General features: G+C 74.2%; 17 protein-coding genes and 2 riboswitches. Of the genes, 12 read left to right on the forward strand and 5 right to left on the reverse strand.

Annotated elements, in window-relative coordinates:
- Positions 1 to 94: 94 nt before the first annotated feature.
- Positions 95 to 1,168 carry an anthranilate phosphoribosyltransferase gene (trpD, locus tag KSNIM_RS27200; protein ID WP_263105756.1) on the forward strand — a complete coding sequence of 358 codons (1,074 nt, stop codon included), beginning with the start codon at positions 95 to 97 and terminating at the stop codon, positions 1,166 to 1,168.
- Between the two features lie 106 nt (positions 1,169 to 1,274).
- Positions 1,275 to 1,392, forward strand: a riboswitch (SAM riboswitch).
- 49 nt (positions 1,393 to 1,441) lie between these two features.
- A complete protein-coding gene (locus KSNIM_RS27205; RefSeq protein ID WP_263105757.1) occupies positions 1,442 to 2,809 on the forward strand; it encodes an aminotransferase class V-fold PLP-dependent enzyme in 1,368 nt (455 codons plus the stop codon).
- Positions 2,810 to 2,863: 54 nt separating this feature from the next.
- On the opposite strand, the gene KSNIM_RS27210 is transcribed toward KSNIM_RS27205, so the two are convergent.
- Complete coding sequence (locus tag KSNIM_RS27210; RefSeq protein WP_030262969.1) at positions 2,864 to 3,145, reverse strand: Lrp/AsnC ligand binding domain-containing protein; 282 nt, start codon at positions 3,143 to 3,145, stop codon at positions 2,864 to 2,866.
- A complete protein-coding gene (locus tag KSNIM_RS27215; RefSeq protein ID WP_263105758.1) occupies positions 3,142 to 3,987 on the reverse strand; it encodes a rhomboid family intramembrane serine protease in 846 nt (281 codons plus the stop codon). The genes KSNIM_RS27210 and KSNIM_RS27215 overlap by 4 nt, the downstream gene beginning before the upstream one ends.
- A 150-nt stretch (positions 3,988 to 4,137) precedes the next feature.
- Here KSNIM_RS27215 and KSNIM_RS27220 point away from each other — a divergent pair, with 150 nt between their 5' ends.
- The 6 genes from KSNIM_RS27220 to KSNIM_RS39160 all read left to right on the forward strand — a co-directional run bounded on the left by KSNIM_RS27220 (position 4,138) and on the right by KSNIM_RS39160 (position 11,477).
- Positions 4,138 to 4,410 (forward strand): hypothetical protein, encoded by a 273-nt coding sequence (locus KSNIM_RS27220; protein WP_263105759.1) that lies wholly within the window; start codon positions 4,138 to 4,140, stop codon positions 4,408 to 4,410.
- Positions 4,411 to 4,638: 228 nt separating this feature from the next.
- Complete coding sequence (locus tag KSNIM_RS27225; protein WP_263108127.1) at positions 4,639 to 6,000, forward strand: NYN domain-containing protein; 1,362 nt, start codon at positions 4,639 to 4,641, stop codon at positions 5,998 to 6,000.
- A 191-nt stretch (positions 6,001 to 6,191) separates the two neighbouring features.
- Complete coding sequence (locus KSNIM_RS27230) at positions 6,192 to 7,220, forward strand: C40 family peptidase (protein WP_263105760.1); 1,029 nt, start codon at positions 6,192 to 6,194, stop codon at positions 7,218 to 7,220.
- 359 nt (positions 7,221 to 7,579) lie between these two features.
- Positions 7,580 to 7,768, forward strand: a riboswitch (cyclic di-AMP (ydaO/yuaA leader).
- A gap of 10 nt (positions 7,769 to 7,778) precedes the next feature.
- Positions 7,779 to 8,846, forward strand: a complete 1,068-nt coding sequence (locus KSNIM_RS27235; RefSeq protein WP_263105761.1) for an NlpC/P60 family protein — start codon at positions 7,779 to 7,781, stop codon at positions 8,844 to 8,846.
- Between the two features lie 238 nt (positions 8,847 to 9,084).
- Positions 9,085 to 10,143: an NlpC/P60 family protein gene (locus KSNIM_RS27240; protein WP_263105762.1), complete on the forward strand. Its 1,059-nt coding sequence runs from the start codon at positions 9,085 to 9,087 to the stop codon at positions 10,141 to 10,143.
- A gap of 368 nt (positions 10,144 to 10,511) precedes the next feature.
- On the forward strand, positions 10,512 to 11,477 hold the full coding sequence (locus KSNIM_RS39160; protein WP_317634058.1) for a hypothetical protein: 966 nt from the start codon (positions 10,512 to 10,514) through the stop codon (positions 11,475 to 11,477).
- On the opposite strand, the gene KSNIM_RS27250 is transcribed toward KSNIM_RS39160, so the two are convergent.
- Positions 11,462 to 12,388 carry a carbohydrate kinase family protein gene (locus KSNIM_RS27250; RefSeq protein ID WP_263105763.1) on the reverse strand — a complete coding sequence of 309 codons (927 nt, stop codon included), beginning with the start codon at positions 12,386 to 12,388 and terminating at the stop codon, positions 11,462 to 11,464. The two genes, KSNIM_RS39160 and KSNIM_RS27250, sit on opposite strands and share 16 nt — an antisense overlap.
- A gap of 108 nt (positions 12,389 to 12,496) precedes the next feature.
- Positions 12,497 to 13,885: a glycosyltransferase 87 family protein gene (locus KSNIM_RS27255; RefSeq protein WP_263105764.1), complete on the reverse strand. Its 1,389-nt coding sequence runs from the start codon at positions 13,883 to 13,885 to the stop codon at positions 12,497 to 12,499.
- Between the two features lie 190 nt (positions 13,886 to 14,075).
- Between KSNIM_RS27255 and KSNIM_RS27260 the strand changes: the two genes are divergently transcribed.
- Positions 14,076 to 15,209: a glycosyltransferase family 4 protein gene (locus KSNIM_RS27260; RefSeq protein WP_263105765.1), complete on the forward strand. Its 1,134-nt coding sequence runs from the start codon at positions 14,076 to 14,078 to the stop codon at positions 15,207 to 15,209.
- Positions 15,210 to 15,462: 253 nt separating this feature from the next.
- On the opposite strand, the gene KSNIM_RS27265 is transcribed toward KSNIM_RS27260, so the two are convergent.
- On the reverse strand, positions 15,463 to 17,256 hold the full coding sequence (locus KSNIM_RS27265) for an AMP-dependent synthetase/ligase (protein ID WP_263105766.1): 1,794 nt from the start codon (positions 17,254 to 17,256) through the stop codon (positions 15,463 to 15,465).
- Positions 17,257 to 17,628: 372 nt separating this feature from the next.
- Between KSNIM_RS27265 and KSNIM_RS27270 the strand changes: the two genes are divergently transcribed.
- The 3 genes from KSNIM_RS27270 (at position 17,629) to KSNIM_RS39165 (ending at position 19,796) form a co-directional block, all read left to right on the forward strand.
- The gene (locus tag KSNIM_RS27270) at positions 17,629 to 18,063 is read left to right on the forward strand and encodes an SRPBCC family protein (RefSeq protein ID WP_263105767.1); all 435 of its coding nucleotides are present in this window, start codon (positions 17,629 to 17,631) and stop codon (positions 18,061 to 18,063) included.
- A 6-nt stretch (positions 18,064 to 18,069) separates the two neighbouring features.
- Positions 18,070 to 19,239 carry an ArsA family ATPase gene (locus tag KSNIM_RS27275; RefSeq protein ID WP_263105768.1) on the forward strand — a complete coding sequence of 390 codons (1,170 nt, stop codon included), beginning with the start codon at positions 18,070 to 18,072 and terminating at the stop codon, positions 19,237 to 19,239.
- 269 nt (positions 19,240 to 19,508) lie between these two features.
- Entirely contained in the window at positions 19,509 to 19,796 is a 288-nt protein-coding gene (locus tag KSNIM_RS39165; RefSeq protein ID WP_317634059.1) for a DUF5304 family protein, read from the forward strand.
- Positions 19,797 to 19,863: the final 67 nt, after the last annotated feature.

Below are 19,863 nucleotides of genomic sequence, written 5' to 3' on the forward strand. Positions count from 1 at the left end.
GGGGCGGCGGGATCGGCGCGGCCGCCCGCCGCCGCTCGCTAGGCTGACTCCGTCCCTTGTATCGGCGCACTACCGATGAGAGCTGGAGTCGGCCATGGTGAACGTGAACCCTGCGAACGGCGGCAAGGACCCCGTGCAGGTGGTCCGCACCTGGCCCGACGTCCTGTCGGCACTGCTGCGCGGCGAGGACCTCGCGGAGACGGACACCGCCTGGGCGATGGACCAGATCATGAGCGGCGAGGCCTCGCCCGTCCAGGTCGCCGGCTTCATGGTCGCGCTGCGGGCCAAGGGCGAGACGGTCGAGGAGATCGCCGGCCTGGTCGACGCGATGTACGCGCACGCCGAGCCGCTGCACATCCCCGGCCCGGCCGTCGACATCGTCGGCACCGGCGGCGACCGCGCGAAGACCGTCAACATCTCCACCATGTCGGCGATCGTCGCCGCCGCGGCCGGCGCCAAGGTCGTCAAGCACGGCAACCGGGCCTCGTCCTCCGCCTCCGGCTCCTCCGACGTGCTGGAGAAGCTCGGCATCAGCCTCGACCTCGGCGCCCGCCGGGTCGCCGAGGTGGCCGAGGAGGTCGGTCTGACCTTCTGCTTCGCGGCGAAGTTCCACCCCGCGATGCGGCACGCGGCCACCGCGCGGGCCGGACTCGGCGTGCCCACCGCCTTCAACATCCTCGGCCCGCTGACCAACCCGGCCCACGTCACCTCGCACGCCGTCGGCTGCTTCGACACCCGGCTCGCCGGGCTGATCGCCGGCGTCTTCGCCCGGCGCGGTGCCACCGCCCTGGTCTTCCGCGGCGACGACGGCCTCGACGAACTGACCGTCTGCACCACCTCGCACGTGTGGATCGTCAAGGACGGCACCGTCACCGAGACGGACTTCGACCCGCGGGACGTCGGGATCGAACTCGCCGGGATCGAGGCGCTGCGGGGGGCCGACGCCGAGCACAACGCGGGCGTCGCACGGCGGCTGTTCGCCGGTGAGCGGGGGCCGGTGCGGGACGCCGTCCTGCTCAACACCGCGGCGGCCCTGGCCGCACTCGACCTCACCGGCGCACCGCTCACCGAGCAGCTCGCGGCCGGGATCGAGCGGGCGGCCGCGGCCATCGACTCCGGCGCCGCCGAGGCCACGCTCAAGCGCTGGGCCGAGGCGACCAACAAGTAGCGGAGCCGCCGAGGGCGCGCGGGGCACCTCCCGGCCGAAGGCCGGGTACCCCGCGCGCCCGACCGTGCTTGACCGGTTGCACAGCGGTCACCTAGAGTCCTGCACAGGTCATGAGTGGCAGCGTCAAGCCCCAGCTTGCTGTCCGGCAACCCTCCGTCCGTGGCGGGGTGCCCTGGGTGAGGACCGGGCCGTGCGGCGAACCGTCCGCGTGGCAAGCGCGGACTTCCGGCGATGCATCCCCGGGGTCCTCACCCCGTGAAGGAGTGCATCCTCATGTCGATTTCGACCGATCTCTGCGCCCCCCTCGCCGTCCTCGGCCACGACGTCCAGGTGCCGCTCGCCACCGGTCAGAAGGTCGGGTACGCCGCGCTCGACTACGCCGCCAGCGCCCCCGCCCTGCAGCGGGTCTGGGACGACGTCGCCGCCTACGCCCCCTACTACGGCAGCGTCCACCGCGGGGCCGGCTACCTCTCGCAGCTCTCCACCGACCAGTTCGAGCAGAGCCGCCGCACCGTCGCCGACTTCCTCGACCTGCGCGAGGACGACCAGGTGGTGTTCACCCGCGCCACCACCGACTCGCTCAACCTGCTCGCCGGGGCCGTCCCCGCCGGCACCCGGGTCCTCGCCTTCGAGACCGAGCACCACGCCTCCCTGCTGCCCTGGCGCCACGCCGGCCTGACGGTCGAGTACCTGCGCGCCCCGCGCTCGCACGCCGAGGCGGTCGCCGCCCTGGACACCGCGCTCGCCGCCGGGTCCCCGGACGGACCGCGCCTGCTGTGCGTCACCGGCGCCTCCAACGTCACCGGCGAGCTGTGGCCGATCGCCGAACTCACCGAGACCGCCCACCGGCACGGCGCCCGGGTGGTGCTGGACGCAGCCCAGCTCGCCCCGCACCACCGCCTGTCCGTCCGTGAACTCGGCGTCGACTGGGTCGCCTTCTCCGGCCACAAGCTGTACGCGCCGTTCGGCGCCGGTGTGCTCGCCGGCCGCAGCGACTGGCTGGACGCGGCCGACCCCTACCTGGCGGGCGGCGGAGCCAGCCGCACCGTGGCCCGCGAGGCGGACGGCTCGGTCGCCGTCGAGTGGCACACCGGCCCGGCCCGGCACGAGGCCGGCTCGCCGAACGTGATCGGCGCCTACGCCATCGCCTCCGCCTGCCGGGCGCTCACCGAGGCCGGCTTCGACGTGCTGGAGGCCCGCGAGCAGGCGCTCGTCGACCGGCTCACCACCGGGCTCGCGGAGATTCCCGAGGTCAAGGTGCTCAACCTGTTCGGCGAGGGGTCGGCCCGGGTCGGCGTGCTCTCCTTCGTCGTCCGCGGCTGGAACAGCTCGCACTTCTCCGCGGCGCTCTCCGCCGAGTACGGCATCGGCGTGCGGGACGGCCTGTTCTGCGCGCACCCGCTGGTGCGGACCCTGCTCGGCGGGGAGGAGGCGGCGCCGTCCGCCTGCGGCGCGCCGGAGCCGTCGCTGCCGGGGGAGCGGAGCCTGAACGCGATCCGGGTGAGCTTCGGCGCGGGCACCCCGGAGGAGCACGTGGACCGCTTCCTGGCCGCCGTCCGCGAGCTGGTCACGGACGGCGCCCGCTGGTCCTACCGCAACGAGGGCGGCCGCTGCGTCGCCGACACCGGCCGGGCCGTCTGAGACGTCGGGGCGCTCCTGAGGTGTATCCCGCGCCCCTGATGGGCTTCCCCCCTGCTACTCGTCCAGACCGAGGGCGAAGGCGGCTTCCAGGTCGTGCTGGGAGTAGGTGCGGAAGGCGATCTGGGTCTCGGTGTGCTCGACGCCCGGGACCTTGTTGACCTGACCGGGGATCACCTCGGCGAGGTCCTCGTGCTGCCGGACCCGGACCATCGCCACCAGGTCGTAGCTGCCGGTCACCGAATAGACCTCGCTGACGCCCTCGATCGCGGCGATCGCCTCGGCGATCTCGGGGATCCGGTCGACGCTGGTCTTGATGAGGACGATCGCGGTGATCACTCTTCGGCTCCTGTGTGTGGGGTTCCGCCCAGCGTATCCGCCGTCAGGCGGCGCGTCTGCCCTGTGCGGGGCCGCACCGGGCGTGCGAGCAGCCACCCCGCGCTGAAGCCGATCACGTGCACCAGGTAGGCCACACCGGGCACCGACGGGCCGACCGGCCACCACTGCAGGGCGAACCACAGCCCGAGCACCAGCCAGGCCGGGAACCGCAGCGGCAGGAAGAACAGCACCGGCACCAGCGCGGTGACCCGGGCCCGCGGGTACAGCCGCAGGTAGCCGCCGAGCACCCCGGCGATCGCCCCGGAGGCGCCGACCAGCGCCCGCACCGACTCCGCGGAGTCCGACTCCGCCAGCGCCCAGCCGTACGTCGCCAGGTAGCCGATGCCCAGATAGAAGAGGAGGAAGCGCAGCCGTCCGAGCCGCTCCTCCACGTCGGGGCCGAAAACGTAGAGGAAGAGCAGGTTGCCGACCAGGTGCAGCCAGCCGGCGTGGACGAACAGCGAGCTGAGCACCGACAGGAACGGGATCTTGTGCGGGGTCGGGGTGACGGTGCAGCCCGGCACCGCCGGGGGCAGTGCCGCCAGCCGGCCGGCGTCCAGCGGCCGGTTGGAGAGCAGCTCCGCCGGGACGGCCCCCCAGTGCTGCTCGAAGCGCTGCTCCGCGCAGACACGGGCGTTGCCGGTGCCGTACCGCGGGTCGAGTCCGAAGCTCGGGCCGGCCAGCAGGACGAGGGCACTCAGCGCGATCAGCGCGTAGGTGACAAGCGGAGCGCGCGCCGGCGCGGCGGCGGCCCGGCCCGCCGCTGCGCGCACGGGAGCGGGGACGGGGGCGGGGACGGCCATGACAGCGAGCATTCCTCGGTGCACCCGCGGTGACACCGCCCGGTGCTGCAAGCGGGTGACCTGTCCGCCCCTCAGGACCGGTGACCGCCGGAAGAGCCGTACGCAATAGGCTTGGAGGACCGGACCCGGGACCATCCGAGAGGACCTCCGATGACCATCGCCGCCCCCACCGCCGATACTCGCTGGCGCTGCACGCTCTGCGGGAACCTCACCCGCTTCGACGTGACGCGCTCGGCCCGGGTGGTGGAGTACCTGCACTTCGACCTCGGCGGCGAGTCGAAGGTGGAGGAGACCGAGGTGCTCAGCGAGACCCTGGAGTCGGTTCGCTGCCGCTGGTGCAACGCCGTCGACCAGGTGGAGCTGGTGCCCCGCCCCGGTGCCGACGCGGCCGAGCAGCCGGCCGAGGACGAGCCGAAGGCCTGAGCCGCAGCATGCCGACACACCCCGGTGGAGCCCGTGGCGCCGCCGGGGTGTGTGGCGCGGTGCCCGGCTGGGCACGGTAGACGGGACAATTGCACAGAGCGGTGCATTTCGAGGGCAGCGGCCACCGGCCGCGCGGGCCCGGAGAGCAGAATCGGAGCCGAGGACGTGGTGGACGCAGCGAGCGGGCCGGCCGAGCCGCAGGGGCAGCAGCCCGCTGCGGACGCGGAGCTGCCGGACGCCGCCGGGGCCGGGCAGCAGCCCGCGGCCGGGGACGCACCGTCCGAGCAACTGGACCGGCCACTGCCCGAAGGGGTCCGCCGCCGTGTGGTGGGCATCGCCGCCGACGCGCTCGGCGCCATCCCGTCCGGCGAACTGCCCGCGGGACTGCGTCCGTACGCCAAGTTCACCCCCGCCCGGCGGGCCAAGTACGCGGCGACCGCGCTGGCCGCGGCGCTGGACGCGGAACCGGTCTTCCGCGTCCGGATAGCCGATCGACTGCGGCTCGGCCAGCCCGACCTGGTGAAGGCGCTGGAGTCCGGCGCCGTACCGGCCGCCGCCGACCCGATGGACGTGGCCGCCGCCGCCTACCTGCTGCGCCCGGCCGGCTGGAGCCGGCTGGTGTCCGAGGCGGGCGACGAGGTCGAGCGGGCGGATGCCGAGGGCGCCGCGGCCGAGGCCGCCCGGGTGGTGGAGAAGCTGCAGGCCGAACTGGCCGAGGTGCGCACCGCCGCACGCGCGGACCTGGACCGGCAGCGCGCCGAGTCGGAGGGGGTCCGCCGGGAGGCGGAGTCGCTGCGCAAGCGCGTCCGGAGCCTGGAGAGCGACACCCGGCGGGCGCAGGCCGAGGCCCGCAAGCTGCTGGCGGAGCTGGAGGCGGCGCGGGCCGCCGCGGCGGCCGAGCGCAGTGCGGCGGACGGCGAGGCACGGCGCCTGCGGCACCGGATCACCGAGCTGGAGACGGCCGCGGAGGCCGGGCGGCGGTCGGCCCGCGAGGGCCGCAGCGTGGAGGACATGCGGCTGCGGCTGCTGCTCGACACGGTGCTGCAGTCGGCGCAGGGCCTGCAGCGCGAGCTGGCGCTGCCGGTGGCCCAGCTGCGCCCGGCCGATCTGGTGGACGCGGTCGAGCCGGGCTCGGCCAACCCGCACGACGTGGCGCGCCGCGGGCTGGCGGAGGACGACCCGGCACTGCTCGACCAGCTGCTGGCGATTCCTCAGGTGCACCTGGTCGTCGACGGCTACAACGTGACCAAGACCGGGTATCCGACGCTGCCGCTGGAGCAGCAGCGGATGCGGCTGCTGGGCGGTCTGGCGATGCTCGCGCAGCGCACCCAGGCCGAGGTGACCTGTGTCTTCGACGGGCAGGACCTCGACGTCCCGGTGATCATGGCGCCGCCGCGCGGGGTCCGGGTGCGCTTCAGCCGGACGGGAGAGACCGCGGACGAACTGATCCGCCGCCTGGTGCGGGCCGAGCCGCAGGGCCGGCCGGTCGTGGTGGTCTCCACGGATCGGGAGGTCGCGGACGGCGTTCGGAAGGCCGGTGCACGCCCGGTCGCGTCGATTCTGCTGCTCAACCGGCTCGCCCGGCCCTGACGGGCCGTCGGCCCAGGTGGAGGGCCGGGTGGCGGGGTTGTGTCGGGGTGGTGAAATCCAGCGCTCGGCGCCAAGTTCGCCCAACACGGGAGTGGCGTAGGAGGCGGATCTTCACTAGGGTCTGGCGTCAAACCTATTTTCCGGACGTACACCCGATCGGGTGAGTCCAGCAGGAAGAAGGAGCTAGTCCCTTGGCCTCCCACCGCCGTCCCAAGCAGCCGAGCCGCGCGCGGGTATCCGTGCTCACCGCTGCCGCCGCGACCGCGGTCGCCCTGTCGGCCCAGGCCGCGGCACACGCCGCGCCGGCCAAGCCGAGCAAGGACGAGGTGAAGGTCCAGGTCGACAAGCTGCTCGAGGAGCAGGAGCAGGCGGCCGAGAAGTACAACGGCGCCAAGGAGCGGGCCGACCAGCTGCGCAAGCAGGCCGACCAGCTGCAGGACCAGATCGCCCGCGGCCAGGAGCAGCTCTCCCAGGTGGCGTCGGGCCTGTCCGCGGTCGCGGCCGACCAGTACCGCACCGGCGGCGTCGACCCGACGGTCGCGCTGATGCTCTCCTCGAACCCGGACAACTACCTCGAGAAGGCGTCCAGCAACGAGCAGGCCACCGACACCCAGGCCTCGACGCTGAAGGGCCTGCGGGACCAGCAGCGCCGGCTGGACCAACAGAAGCAGGAGGCCGCGGCCATCCTGTCCGAGCTGGACCGCTCCACCCAGGTGCTGAACGATGCCAAGTCCGAGGTCCAGAAGAAGCTCTCCGAGGCCCAGAGCCTGCTGAGCACGCTGACCGCCGCCGAGCGCGCCTCGATCCTCGGCACCGACCGCGCCTCGCGCGACGCCAGCCGCTTCGACACCACCAACCTGCCGCCGGCCTCCGGCTACGCCGCCACCGCGGTCGCCGCGGCGATGGGCAAGCGCGGCACCCCGTACGTCTGGGGCGCCACCGGCCCGAACTCCTTCGACTGCTCCGGTCTGATGGTCTGGGCGTACGCCAAGGCAGGCGTCTCGCTGCCGCGCACCTCGCAGTCGCAGGCGAGCGTCGGCACGCGGGTCCCCTCCTTGGCCGACGCCCAGCCGGGTGACCTCGTCATCTACTACTCGGACGCGCACCACGTCGGTATGTACATCGGCAACGGCCTCGTCGTCCACGCGCCGCACACCGGCGACGTGGTGAAGGTGATGAACGCCGACACCCTGCCGATCAAGACGATCCGCCGCGTCTGACCGCCCAGTAGCAAATCGGACATAAGCCTCACCTGCGGCGTTTCTGATGCCGCATGACACGCCCGGGCGCGTCGTGATCACCGTGTGATCTCCGACACGCCCGGGCGTAGCTTTCGTCCCCTTGGGGGGTGACGTCTCGTCATCCGAGCGTGGATTGCCGGTCACGGGCGGTCGCAATCACATTTTCACGACAACATTTCCCCGTCGTTTTTCTGACAACGATTTGAACGGATCACGGATCGGTTACTAGGGTCGTCCCCACGGATCACCGCACAGTGGTTCGCCCAACCCGGGCGACGGCGGTGGTCGCCGCCGAGTCCGCGACGCAGCAGGACGGTCCCGACCGTCCACGGGGAGCCCCTGCGGGGGCGCTGTCGAACGGAGCCGGGGAACCACGTTTCCCCCGGGGTGAATCGGCGTCAGGTCGGCCGCGCCGGCCGGGCCGCGGTCGGACCGCGGACGGGCGGGCGCGGGCGTGAGGCGTCGTAGGGCAATGCTTCCGGCCCGAACCCGTCAGCTCACCCGGTAGGCGGTGTGAGGAAGAAGGAGTCCGCCTTCGTGGCGTCCCATCGTCGTCCCAAGCCCGTCGGCCGTACCCGTGCCTCGATCCTGACTGCGGCAGCCGCCACTGCGGTGGCACTCTCCTCGCAGACCGGTGCGCACGCGGACCCGACACCCACCAAGGAGCAGGTCGCGGCGCAGGTCGACCAGCTCAACGAGCAGGCCGAGGCCTCGAACGAGGCGTACCTCGCGGCCGAGCAGAAGCAGCAGGACCTGCAGAAGCAGGTCACCCAGCTGCAGGATCAGGTCGCCCGTCAGCAGGCGCAGGTCAGCGGCGTCCAGGGTCGCCTCGCGGAGGTCGCCGCCCAGCAGTACCGCGACGGCGGCATCTCGCCGACCGTCCAGCTGATGCTCTCCAGCAACCCGGGCGACTTCCTCGGCCAGGCCGGCGCGGTCAGCCGGATGAGCGCCACCCAGGCCGACACCCTGAAGTCCTTCAAGGCCGAGCAGGCCAAGCTGGACGGCCAGAAGGCCGAGGCCGAGCACAAGCTGGCCGAGCTGGACACCAGCACCCGCGCGCTGAAGGCCAAGAAGGAGGAGTTCCAGGGCAAGCTGGCCAAGGCCAGCGCCCTGCTGAACACCCTCACCCAGAAGGAGAAGGACGAGCTCGCCGCGGCCGAGGCGAAGACCGCGTCCGAGGCCAAGTCCTCCGCGGACCGCGCCTCGCGGGACACCGCCCGTCCCGACCTCGGCAGCGTCGACGTGCCGTCGGGCTCGTACACCGCCAAGGCGATCGCGGCCGTCAAGTCCGCACTGGGCGCCCCGTACGTGTACGGTGCGACCGGCCCGAGCACCTTCGACTGCTCCGGCCTGATGCAGTGGGCGTACGGCAAGGCCGGCGTCTCGATCCCGCGCACCTCGCAGTCCCAGGCCGGTGCGGGCACCAACATCGGCACCAACATCGCCAACGCCAAGCCGGGCGACCTGGTGATCTACTACGGCGACCAGCACCACGTCGGCATGTACGTGGGCGGCGGGCAGGTGATCCACGCGCCGCACACCGGCGCGGTCGTCCGCTACGTCTCGGCCACGGCCATGCCGATCTCGGCGATCGTCCGGGTCTGACGGCCCGTCCGGCGGCTCCCGCGGGCCCGGCTCCCCCTGTGGGGCCGGGCCCGCGGCCGTTGCCGCGTGGGGCGGCCCGTTCGGCAGAATGTCCGATTGAAGGTCAAATATTCGGCGATGGCAGGGTTTGGACTAGCTCGGCGTGACTCGCTAACGTCTGCCCCCGGATGTCCGCGAGGACGGCCGCCCGACCGGGGCGGCGGCGGCCGTCCGTCCGCAGGAACGGAGCCGCCGCCGCATGTCCGCGCACCGACGCCCCCAACTGCCGGGCGGCCACACCCTCGCCCGGGCCCTGGTGCTGACGGCCGCGGCGGCCACGGCCGTCGGCGCCACCGTCGGCACCGCGGCCCTCGGCGCCCCCGCCGACCCCTCCCCGCGGACGGCCGACGTCCGGGCGAAGGTCGACCGGCTGTACGAGGAGGCCGAGCAGGCCAGCGAACGGGCGAACGCCGCGGGGGAGGACCAGAAGCGCCTCCAGACCGAGGCCAGTCACCTGCAGGAGCAGGTCGCCGTCGGCCAGGACGAGCTGAACGGCCTCTACGGAGACCTCGCCACCGCAGCCGCCGCGCAGTACCGCGACGGCGGGCTCGACCCGTCCGTCCGCCTGATGCTCGAGTCCGACCCGGCCGGCTACCTCACCCGCGCCCGCGCCCTCGACCAGGCCGCCACCCGGCAGGCCGACACCCTGCACCAGGTGCTCGACCGGCAGCGCCGGCTCGACCAGCGCCGCGCCGAGGCCACCGCCAAGCTCGCCGAGCTGGAGGACGTCCGCCGCTCGCTGGCCGAGCACAGGGAGGAGGTCCGGCGCCGGCTCGGTGACGCCCAACGCCTGCTCGGCGGCCTCACCGCCGCCGAACGCGCCCGGCTGGCCGCCGACGACGCCGCCGACGCCGCCCGCCGCGCGGCCCGTGGGACCGACCGCATCGACCTCGGCGACCAGCCGCCCTCCTCCGACCGTGCGGCCGCCGCGCTGGCCGCCGCGATCAGCAGGATCGGCTCGCCCTACGTCTACGGATCCACCGGCCCTTCCACGTTCGACTGCTCCGGTCTGATGTACTGGAGCTGGCGGCAGGCCGGAGTCACCCTGCCGCGCACCTCGCAGGCACAGGCACACGCGGGGCGGCGAGTCAGCCTGGCCGAGGCGCGACCGGGAGACCTGGTGATCTTCTTCAAGGACATGCACCACGTCGGCATGTACGCCGGCGGCGGTGTGGTCGTGCACGCCCCGTACCCCGGCGCCCGGGTCCGCTACGAGAGCGTCAGTGCCATGCCCGTCAGCGGGGTGGTGCGGGTCTGAGCACCTACCACCGGCAGCCCGGCCCGTCCGGCGGGGAGGCCGAACCCCTGGTCACCGACCTGCCCCGGCCCGCTGCGGCGGGCCGCTCCCTGCTGCCCGCGGGTGGCCGGGTCTCCCGGCGCACCGCCCTGCTGCTCGCCGTCGGCGGCCTCGCCCAGCTCTCCGTCCCCCGGGCCCTGCCCACCACGGGTCCCCGGGCCGAACTGCTCCCGCGGGACGCCCCGAGGGCGAGCGTCCGGGCCCACGTCGAGGACCTGCTCGCCGCCCGCGCCCGCGCTCTGCTGCGCGCCGACCGGCCCGCCCTGCTCGCCGGAGTCGCCCCCGCGGCCCGGACGGCGCAGGAGCAGGCCGCCGCCCGGCTCGCCGCCGTGCCCTTCGCCGCCGTCGAGTACCGGATCAGCGGCATCACCGAACCCGGCGCCGACGGGCGGATCACCGTCACCGCCGGCCTCGCCCACCGGCTGCGCGGCGCCGACGAGCACCCCGCGGTGCTCTCCCGACGTCTCACCTTCGACCCGGGCCCGGCCGGCTGGCTGCTCTCCGCCGACGAGCCGGACGGCAGCGCCGCCCTCTGGGACCTGGGCGAGGTCCGGGCGGCCCAGGGCGAGCACTGCCTGGTGCTCGGCCTCGGCGGCGCGGAGGAGCTCGCCGGCCTCGCCGCCGTCGCGGACAAGGCGGTACCCGCCGTCTCCGAGCTGTGGGGCAGCGACTGGCCCGGCAGACTGCTCGTCCTCACCCCGGCCACCGAGCCGCAGTTCGCCCGGATGCTCGACGTCGCCGCCGGCTCCTACCAGGGCATCGCCGCCGTGACCGTCGCCGCCGGCGGCGAACCCGCCGCCACCCCCGCCGACCGGATCATGGTCAACCCGGAGGCCTTCCGCGGTCTCAGCGACCTCGGCCGGCAGGTCGTGATCACCCATGAGGCGACCCACGTGGCCACCCGCGCCGCCACCCGCAGCTGGACGCCGCTCTGGCTCTCCGAGGGCGTCGCCGACTACACCGGCTACCGCGGCGCCGGGCGCACCGCCCGGCAGATCGCCCCCGAGCTCGCCCGCGACGTGGCCGCGGGCCGGGTGCCGACCGCCCTGCCCGCCGACACCGATTTCGCCGCCGGCGCCGCCGGCATCGCCCAGGCCTACGAGCAGGCCTGGCTCGCCTGCGAGATGGTCGCGCACGGCTTCGGCCCGCAGCGCCTCGTCGCGCTCTACCGGGCGGTCGGCGCGATGGGCGACCCCGCCCGGCTGGAGAGCGTCCTCAAGGCCGAGCTCGGCCTGGACCTGCCCGCCTTCACCAAGGCCTGGGCGGCCGAGCTGGTGCGTCAGCTGCGCCGCTGAGCGGCCGCGAGACCGGCGGCCAGGCCCTCGCCGTCGATCAGGGCGCTGTGCGTGCCCGCCGCGGTGCAGGCGTGCGCGCCCGCGACCGAGCCCGCCAGCATGCACTCGGCCACCGGGCGGCCCGCCAGCCAGCGCGCCAGGAAGCCGCTGACGAAGGCGTCGCCGGCGCCGTTGCTGTCGACCACCGGCGCCCCGGGGTCGACCGGCGGCACGTGCCGGACGGTGTCGCCGCCGCGCTCCAGCAGGTAGCTGCCCGCTGCGCCCGCGGTCGCGACGACCAGTCGCGCCCGGCCCTCGGCCAGCACCGAGCGCATGACCTCCTCGTGCCGCCCCGGGCAGCCCGCGGCCGACAGGAAGACCAGGTCGGAGCGGAGGGCGTAGTGCCGGTGGTGCTCGTTCTCGCCGTCCCAGGCGTGCAGGTCGGTGGAGCTGGTGGCGCCGATCCGCTCGATGTCCGGGTGCATGTCCCGGTTGACGTTGGTGATCGACAGGTGGACGTGCCGGGCCCGCGCCAGGAACGGCAGGTAGAACGCGGCGGGCAGCCGCAGGTCGGCCGGGTGCCGGCCGTCGTAGAAGGAGAACCGCAGCCCGTCGGCGTCCACCAGGTTCACCCCGCGCGGGGTGCCTGCGGGGGAGACCAGGTGGTGGAAGTCCAGGCCCGCGCGGCGGAAGGCGGCCCGCACCAGCTCGCCCTGCGGGTCGTCGCCGAGGAAGTCGAGGAAGGAGGTGCGCAGGCCCAGCCGGTGGCAGCCGAGCGCGACCCCGCTGCCGGTGTGGCCCGCGTAGTCGTGCACCGGGGGCACCCCGAGCCCGTCGGACGCGGCGGGGATCTCCAGCCGGTCGACCCGGACGATGGTGTCCACGCCCGCACCGCCCACCACCAGAACGTCGAGGTCGGGGTCGTCGGGCATGCGGAACCTCCACGGGCGGCATCGGTGACAGCGCACGATGCTGCCAGCCCCGCGGGCATGCCTGCAAGGCCTTTCAGCAAGTTGCGGAGGGGCGGGGCGGGTGCGCGGTCAGGAGGTGGGCGCCGGCCGGCCCACCGGGCGGTCCAGGTCGTCCAGCAGCGCCTGCTCGTACGCGATGCCGGGACGCACCGGGTAGCCCTTCACCGGGGGCTCCGGCGGCAGCACCAGGGTGGCCTGGGCGTCCGGCCCGCGGGTGGAGCGCCACAGCCGGCGGCAGGACAGCACCGTGGCCGCCAGCAGCAGCAGGTTCCGGGCGGTGAGCACGGCCACGCCCCACGGCTCGCTGTGCTGCACCGCGCCGAACAGGATCGGGAACTCCACGGTGGTCAGCACCGTCGCCGCCAGGATCAGCACCGCCACCGGCTTCTGCCGGGTGCCGCGCACGGTCAGGCAGACCGCGGCCAGGCCCACCAGCCACACCAGGTACTGCGGGCTGATCACCCGGCTGGTCACCGTGAACACCAGCAGTGCGGCCAGCGCCGCGTCGTACGGCGTCGACGGCTGCCAGCGCACCGCCCGCAGCCGCCACAGCAGCAGCCAGCCGAAGCCGAGCAGGGTGCCGGCCACGCAGACCTTGGAGACCACCGGCACCCACGGGCCGAGCATCTCCAGCGAGCCGTAGTTCATCGTTACCTGGCCGTCCCAGGCGCCGAACAGCTTGGCGAAGTGCAGCGGCAGCGCGCCCAGCGACTCCACCTCGATCCCGCGTTCCTTCTGGAACTTCAGGAACTCGAAGGCGCCGTTCATCCCCGCCGTCAGCAGGAAGCCCAGGGACGCCGCGGTCGCGGCCGCGGCCGTCCACGCCCGCCGGGTGCGCCGCCCGCGCGGGGTGCCCGCCAGCGCCAGCACCGGCCACACCTTCACCAGCCCGCCCAGCCCCAGCAGGAAGCCGCCCAGGGCCGGCCGCCGCAGCACCAGCAGCAGACCGCCCACGGCGAGCGCGGTGACGATGATGTCGTACCGGCAGTAGACCGTCGGACCGAGCAGCGGCACACCCGCCACCCACATCCAGGCACCGGTGAAGCTGCGGCCCCGCCGGGTGCCGACCCGCATCAGGGCACCCGCCGTGAGCGCGTCGAACACGCCGCACAGCACGAAGAAGGACACCAGGTACGACCACGGCAGTACGCCCGGCAGCAGGATCACCAGGGCCGCACCCGGCGGGTACTGCCAGGTCACGTCGTCCAGCGGGAAGGTGCCCGTCCGCAGCACCTCGTACCAGCCGTGGTAGATCACCGAGATGTCGGAGCTCACGTCGGTGCCCGAGATCCGCAGCACACCGACGGCCATCAGCACGATCAGCACCCGGGTGACCACCCAGGACAGCCCGAGCGCCCACAGCGCGCCGCCGGCCGGTGCGGGCGGCGGCGAGCCGGTCAGGGCGAGGCGCTCGGTGCTGCTGGTGCTGCCGGTGCGCCCGGTCGGGGCCAACTCCACTGCGCTCCCTCGTTCGACTCGTGACGCCGGTCGCGGTGGCGCCCGCGCAACGGGGCCCCGGCACATAGGACCGGCCCGGACCGGAAACGGTTGCGCTGTGATCCTTCGTTCCCGGCGGGCCGTGGTGTTGACCTATGGTACGGATCACCGACCTCTGCACCATGCAACCCCCGACCGAGCGAGCCGTGGCATGCACAAGACCCTCATCGTCACCAACGACTTCCCGCCGAGGCCCGGCGGGATCCAGGCGTTCGTGCACAACATGGCCGTCCGCCAGCCCGCGGGCTCGATCGTGGTGTACGCCTCCACCTGGCGCGACGGCACCGAGGTCGCCGAGTTCGACGCCCGGCAGCCGTTCCCGGTGATACGCGACCGGACGAAGATGATGGTCCCGACCCCGCGGGTCACCCGGCGGGCCGCCGAGATCCTCCGCGCCGAGGGCTGCGGCTCCGTCTGGTTCGGCGCCGCAGCCCCGCTCGGCCTGATGGCCCCCGCACTGCGGCAGGCCGGCGCCCGGCGGCTGCTCGGCATGACCCACGGCCACGAGGCCGCCTGGGCCCAGCTGCCCGGCTCCCGCCAGCTGCTGCGGCGGATCGGCGCCGGCACCGACACCCTCACCTACCTCGGCGAGTACACCCGCAGCCGGATCGCCGACGCGGTCGGCCCCGAGGCGGCCGAGCGCATGGTGCAGCTGCCGCCCGGCGTCGACGAGAAGACCTTCCGGCCCGACTCCGGCGGCGACGCGATCCGCGCCCGGCTCGGGCTCAGCGACCGGCCGGTCGTCGTCTGCGTCTCCCGCCTCGTCAAGCGCAAGGGCCAGGACACCCTGATCGAGGCCATGCCGCAGATCCTCGCGGCGGTTCCCGACACCGTGCTGCTGATCGTCGGCGACGGGCCCTACCGCAGCGACCTGGAGAAGCTCGCCGAGGCCCGCGGGGTCGCCGGCTCCGTCCGCTTCACCGGGGCCGTGCCGTGGGAGGAGCTGCCCGCCCACTACGGCGCGGGCGACGTCTTCGCGATGCCCTGCCGCACCCGGCGGGGCGGGCTCGACGTCGAGGGCCTCGGGATCGTCTACCTGGAGGCCTCCGCGACCGGGCTGCCCGTCGTCGCCGGCGACTCCGGCGGGGCGCCGGACGCCGTCCTGGAGGGGGAGACCGGGTACGTGGTGCCGGGGCGGTCGGCGGCCGCGGCCGCGGAGCGGATCGTGCGGCTGCTGCACGACGAGCAGCTGCGGCGGACGATGGGAGAGGCCGGACGGCGCTGGGTGGAGCGCTCCTGGCGCTGGGACCTGCTGGCGCAGCGGCTCACGGGGCTGCTGGCCTAGCCGGGCAACCCCGCGAACAGGGCGCGCCCACGGGGGCGCGTGGGGGCACCTCCCGGCCGAAGGCCGGGGGAGAACTGCGCGAATCGGGAGAGGCAGACCGTTGCCTTCCGATACGCGCAGCTCCCCGCGCCCCTGATTCGAGTCGGCCGAGTCCGACAAGGTGGGCCCGCCCCGGATTGCGCAGTTCCCCGCGCCGCTGTGCGCGCCGGCCCCCTGAGCGCGGGTACCCGCGCGCCCCCGGGTGGTCGCCGCTTCAGCGCTGGTAGATGGCCTCGACGTCGGCGGCGAAGTCCTTGAGGACGACGTTGCGCTTCAGCTTGAGGGAGGGCGTGAGGTGGCCGCTCTCCTCGGTGAAGGCGGTGTCGAGCAGGCGGAACTTCTTCACGGCCTCGGCGTGCGAGACGGCCTGGTTGCCGTCGTCCACGGCGGCCTGAACGGCGGCCAGCAGGTCGGCGTCCTGGGCGAGGTCGGTGAGGGTGGCACCGGCCGGCTTGCCGTTGAGCTCCTTCCACTTGCCGAAGAAGTCCGGATCGACGGTGATCAGGCAGCCGATGAACGGCTTGCGGTCGCCGACCACCATGACCTCGCCGATCAGGGCGTGCGCCCGGATCCGGTCCTCGATCACGGCGGGCGCCACGTTCTTGCCGCCCGCGGTGACGATGATCTCCTTCTTGCGGCCGGTGATGGTGAGGTAGCCCTCGTCGTCCAGCGAGCCGATGTCGCCGGTGGCGAACCAGCCGTCCTGCAGGGCGTCGGCGGTGGCCTGCGGGTTGTTCCAGTACCCGGTGAAGATCTGCGGGCCCTTGAGCAGCACCTCGCCGTCCTCGGCGATCCTCACCGAGGAGCCGGGCAGCGGCTGGCCGACGGTACCGATCTTCGGCTTGTCGTGCGGGTTGAAGGCGGTGGCCGCACAGGTCTCGGTCAGGCCGTAGCCCTCCAGGACGGTGAAGCCGATGCCGCGGTAGAAGTGGCCGAGCCGCTCGCCGAGCGGGGCGCCGCCGGAGATGGCGTGGGTGGCCCGGCCGCCGAGGGCAGCCCGCAGCTTGGCGTACACCAGCTTGTCGAAGACGAAGTGCTTGATTCTGAGGCCGAGCCCGGCGCCGCCGGCGTCCAGTGCGCGGCTGTACGCGATGGCGGTGTCGGCGGCCTTGTCGAAGATCTTGCCCTTGCCGTCGGCCTGGGCCTTGGCGCGGGCGGTGTTGAAGACCTTCTCGAAGACGCGCGGCACGCCGAGGATCAGGGTCGGCCGGAAGGAGCCGAGCTCGGCGGTGACGTCCTTGATGTCGGAGACGTGGCCGAGCTTGATCGGCGCGATGGCGGCCGCGATCTCGGCGATCCGGCCGAGCACGTGCGCCAGCGGCAGGAAGAGCAGGACGGAACTCTCGCCGGTGCGGAAGAGCGGCTCCAGGCGGGTGGTGACGTTGCCCAGCTCGGCCAGGAAGTTGCCGTGGGTCAGCTGGCAGCCCTTGGGGCGGCCGGTGGTGCCCGAGGTGTAGACGACGGTGGCGATGGTGTCGGCGTCCGGGACGGCCCGGCGCTCGGCGACCGTCGCGTCGGTGACGTCGCTGCCCGCCGCGGTGAGGGCGGCGACGGCGCCGTCCTCGATCTGCCAGGCGTGCCGCAGCTGCGGGAGGTGGTCCCGGACCTCCGCGAGGACGGCGGCGTGGCCCGCGGTCTCGGTGACCACCGCGACCGAGCCGGAGTCGCCGAGGATCCACTGCACCTGCTCGGCGGAGGAGGACTCGTACACCGGCACGGTGATGGCGCCCGCGCACCAGATCGCGAAGTCGAGCAGCGTCCACTCGTACCGGGTGCGGGACATCACCGCGACCCGGTCGCCCGGCTCGACGCCGGAGGCGATCAGGCCCTTGGCCACCGCGTGGACCTCGGCGAGGAACTGTGCCGCGGTCAGGTCCTGCCACTGCCCGGCCACCTTCCGGCTGATCACGGCGACGCCGGGGTGCTGCTCGGCGTTCTGGTGGATCAGGTCGGAGAGGTTTCCGCCGCTCGGAACCTGGTAGCGGGCCGGAAGGCTGAACTCGAGCAAGACTGCTCCTCGTCTGCGACGCTGCGGGACGGCAGGACGTTACTGCTCGGTAGCCGGATTCGACCAGAGCTGTCGGCTCCGTTGTTCGAAGAGTCACACCGCGCAGAACAAGTCGGGATCTTTCGTCTCGCACCTTACGACAGCCGTCGCCCGACGTGTCGCCAGCCCCCGCACCCGTGCGGACGGCCGTTCCCCGGCCTCCGGACCGGGCCGGGCCGCCCCGCCCGAGCGCGTCCGCCGGGCGGCGCGAGCCCGTCGGAAGCCCGGCGCGACCCCTCCGCGAGCCCCGGTGCCCAGGGCGGCGCCCGGCGCGCACCTGCGGGCGCGATAGCCTGCCCTGGGCGCACATCTGAACAGACGCGGAGGGCCGTGATGGCGGAGCACACCAGGTCGAGCATCATCATCGACGCGACCCCGGCCGAGGTCATGGCCGCGATCGCCGACTTCGCGGCCTACCCGGAGTGGACGGGCGAGGTCAAGGAGATCGAGGTGCTGAGCACCGCCGCGGACGGCCGCGGCTCGGAGGTGCGCCTGGTGCTCGACGCCGGCGCGATCCGCGACGAGCACGTCCTCGCCTACACCTGGGACGGTGACCGCGAGGTCCGCTGGACTCTGGTGAAGAGCCAGATGCTGCGCGCCCTCGACGGCTCCTACAGCCTCGCCGCGGTCAAGGGCGGCGGCACCGAGGTCACCTACCAGCTCGCCGTCGACGTCAAGATCCCGATGCTCGGCATGATCAAGCGCAAGGCGGAGAAGGTCATCATCGACCGGGCCCTGGCCGGCCTGAAGAAGCGCGTCGAGGGCTGACGCCGGGTGTCACCCCGCACCGTCCTCGTCACCGGCGAGGGCTCGGCCGTCGTCGCCGCCGCCACCGCCCTGCACAGCGCCCGCACCGGCCGGCGCACCCTGCTGCTGGCCGCCGACGACCCGCACCGCGCCGTCGACGACCTGCTGGACACCCGCCTCACCGCGGAGCCCACGCCCTGCGCCGACCGGCTCTCGGCCGCCCGGATCGACGAGCAGGCCGCCCTGCGCAGCGCCCTCGACGGCTTCGGCGCCCGGCTCGCCCCGGCCCTCGACCTGCTCGGTGCCGACCCGCTCGACCCCGAGGAGCTCACCCCGCTGCCCGGCACCCGGCAGCTCGCGCTGCTCCGGGCCCTGCGCTCCGCCGACGCCGAGACGGTCGTGGTGGCCGCCCCGCCCCCGGCCGACCTGCTCGCCACCCTGGCCCTGCCCGAGCAACTCGTCCGCTACCTCGACCGGCTGCTGCCCGAACAGCGCCAGGCCGCCCGCGCGCTGCGCCCGCTGCTGGCCGCGCTCGCCGGGGTGCCGATGCCCGCGGACTGGCTGTTCGAGGCCCGGACCGCCGCCTGCGCCGCCCTCGCCGAGGCCCGCGCCGTGATCGAGGCGCCCGGCACCTCCGTCCGCCTGGTCGTGGACGCCGACGCACACGGCACCGGGGAGCTGCGCCGCATCCGGTCCGGCCTCGCGCTGTACGGCCGGCGGCTGGACGCCGTCGTCGCCCACCGGGTGCTGCCGACCGCGGCGGCCGCCTCGCCCGACCCCTGGCTGGCCGGCCGGGCCGCCCGCCAGCAGGAGCGCCTCGCCGACCTGGCCGCCGGCCTCGGCGAGATTCCGCTGCTCACCGCCGAGTGGCCCGAGGTCGCCCTGGAGGGGATCGCCGACCAGCTGTACGCCGGTGGCGCGCCCGAGCCCGGCGAGGCCCCCGGGCCGTGGGTCGAGGACCGGCTGGCCGAGGACGGGCTCCTGGTCTGGCACCTGGCGCTGCCCGGCGCCGAACGGTCCGGACTGGAACTGGTGCGCCGCGGCGACGAACTGGTCGTCGGTGCCGGCGGCCACCGCCGGCTGCTCCCGCTGCCCTCCGCCCTGCGGCGGTGCACGGTGAGCGGCGCCGGCCTGCACGACGGGGTGCTGTCGGTGCGGTTCGCGCCGGACCCCGCCCTCTGGCCCGCGCGCGGCTGACCGGTCGTACGGCTGGCCGATCGCCCCGGGCCCGAGCGCGCGGGTCCGCCCTCCGCGCGCCGGTCGGTCGTTGCGTGGAAAGGGCGCGTGCAGGGGCGCGCGCGCCCGGAGTGCGTCCGGTGCGCCGGGCGGCCCTCGATGCGCCGTCCGGTACCGTCTGGATCCCGGCCGGTCCCGGCCGGACGGCTCGGCAGCGGACCCGCGACGCGTCGACGTCACCGCGACGTCGCCCCGAGGACGCCCCGAGGACGCACGGAGGAGGTCGCCGGATGGCGGACGAGAAGGCGGACGGCACGGCCGGGCAGGGCTTCGGCGCGGAGTTCGGGCCGCTGGTCGACGAGGTCCGGAGGTTCGCCCTCGCCCTCGGCGGCAAGGCCCAGGACTACGGCACCAGGCTGCGCGAGCAGAACCCCGAGGTGTACGGACATCTCGCCGCCGCGGGCGGCGAACTGCTCGCCGCGTACCGCGCAGCCGTCTCAGGTCATGAACGGCGCTGGGCCGGTGCCGGACACGCCGAGGCCGAGCGCATCGACCTCGACGGGGCCACCGACAAGTAGTGAAGCCGCAGGTCAGACCAGGTGACTGTGGCGCCTTCACGCATCACTCAAAGCGGCGAAGTCTACG

Source organism: Kitasatospora sp. DSM 101779 (assembly GCF_025655475.1).
Classification (GTDB): Bacteria; Actinomycetota; Actinomycetes; order Streptomycetales; family Streptomycetaceae; genus Kitasatospora.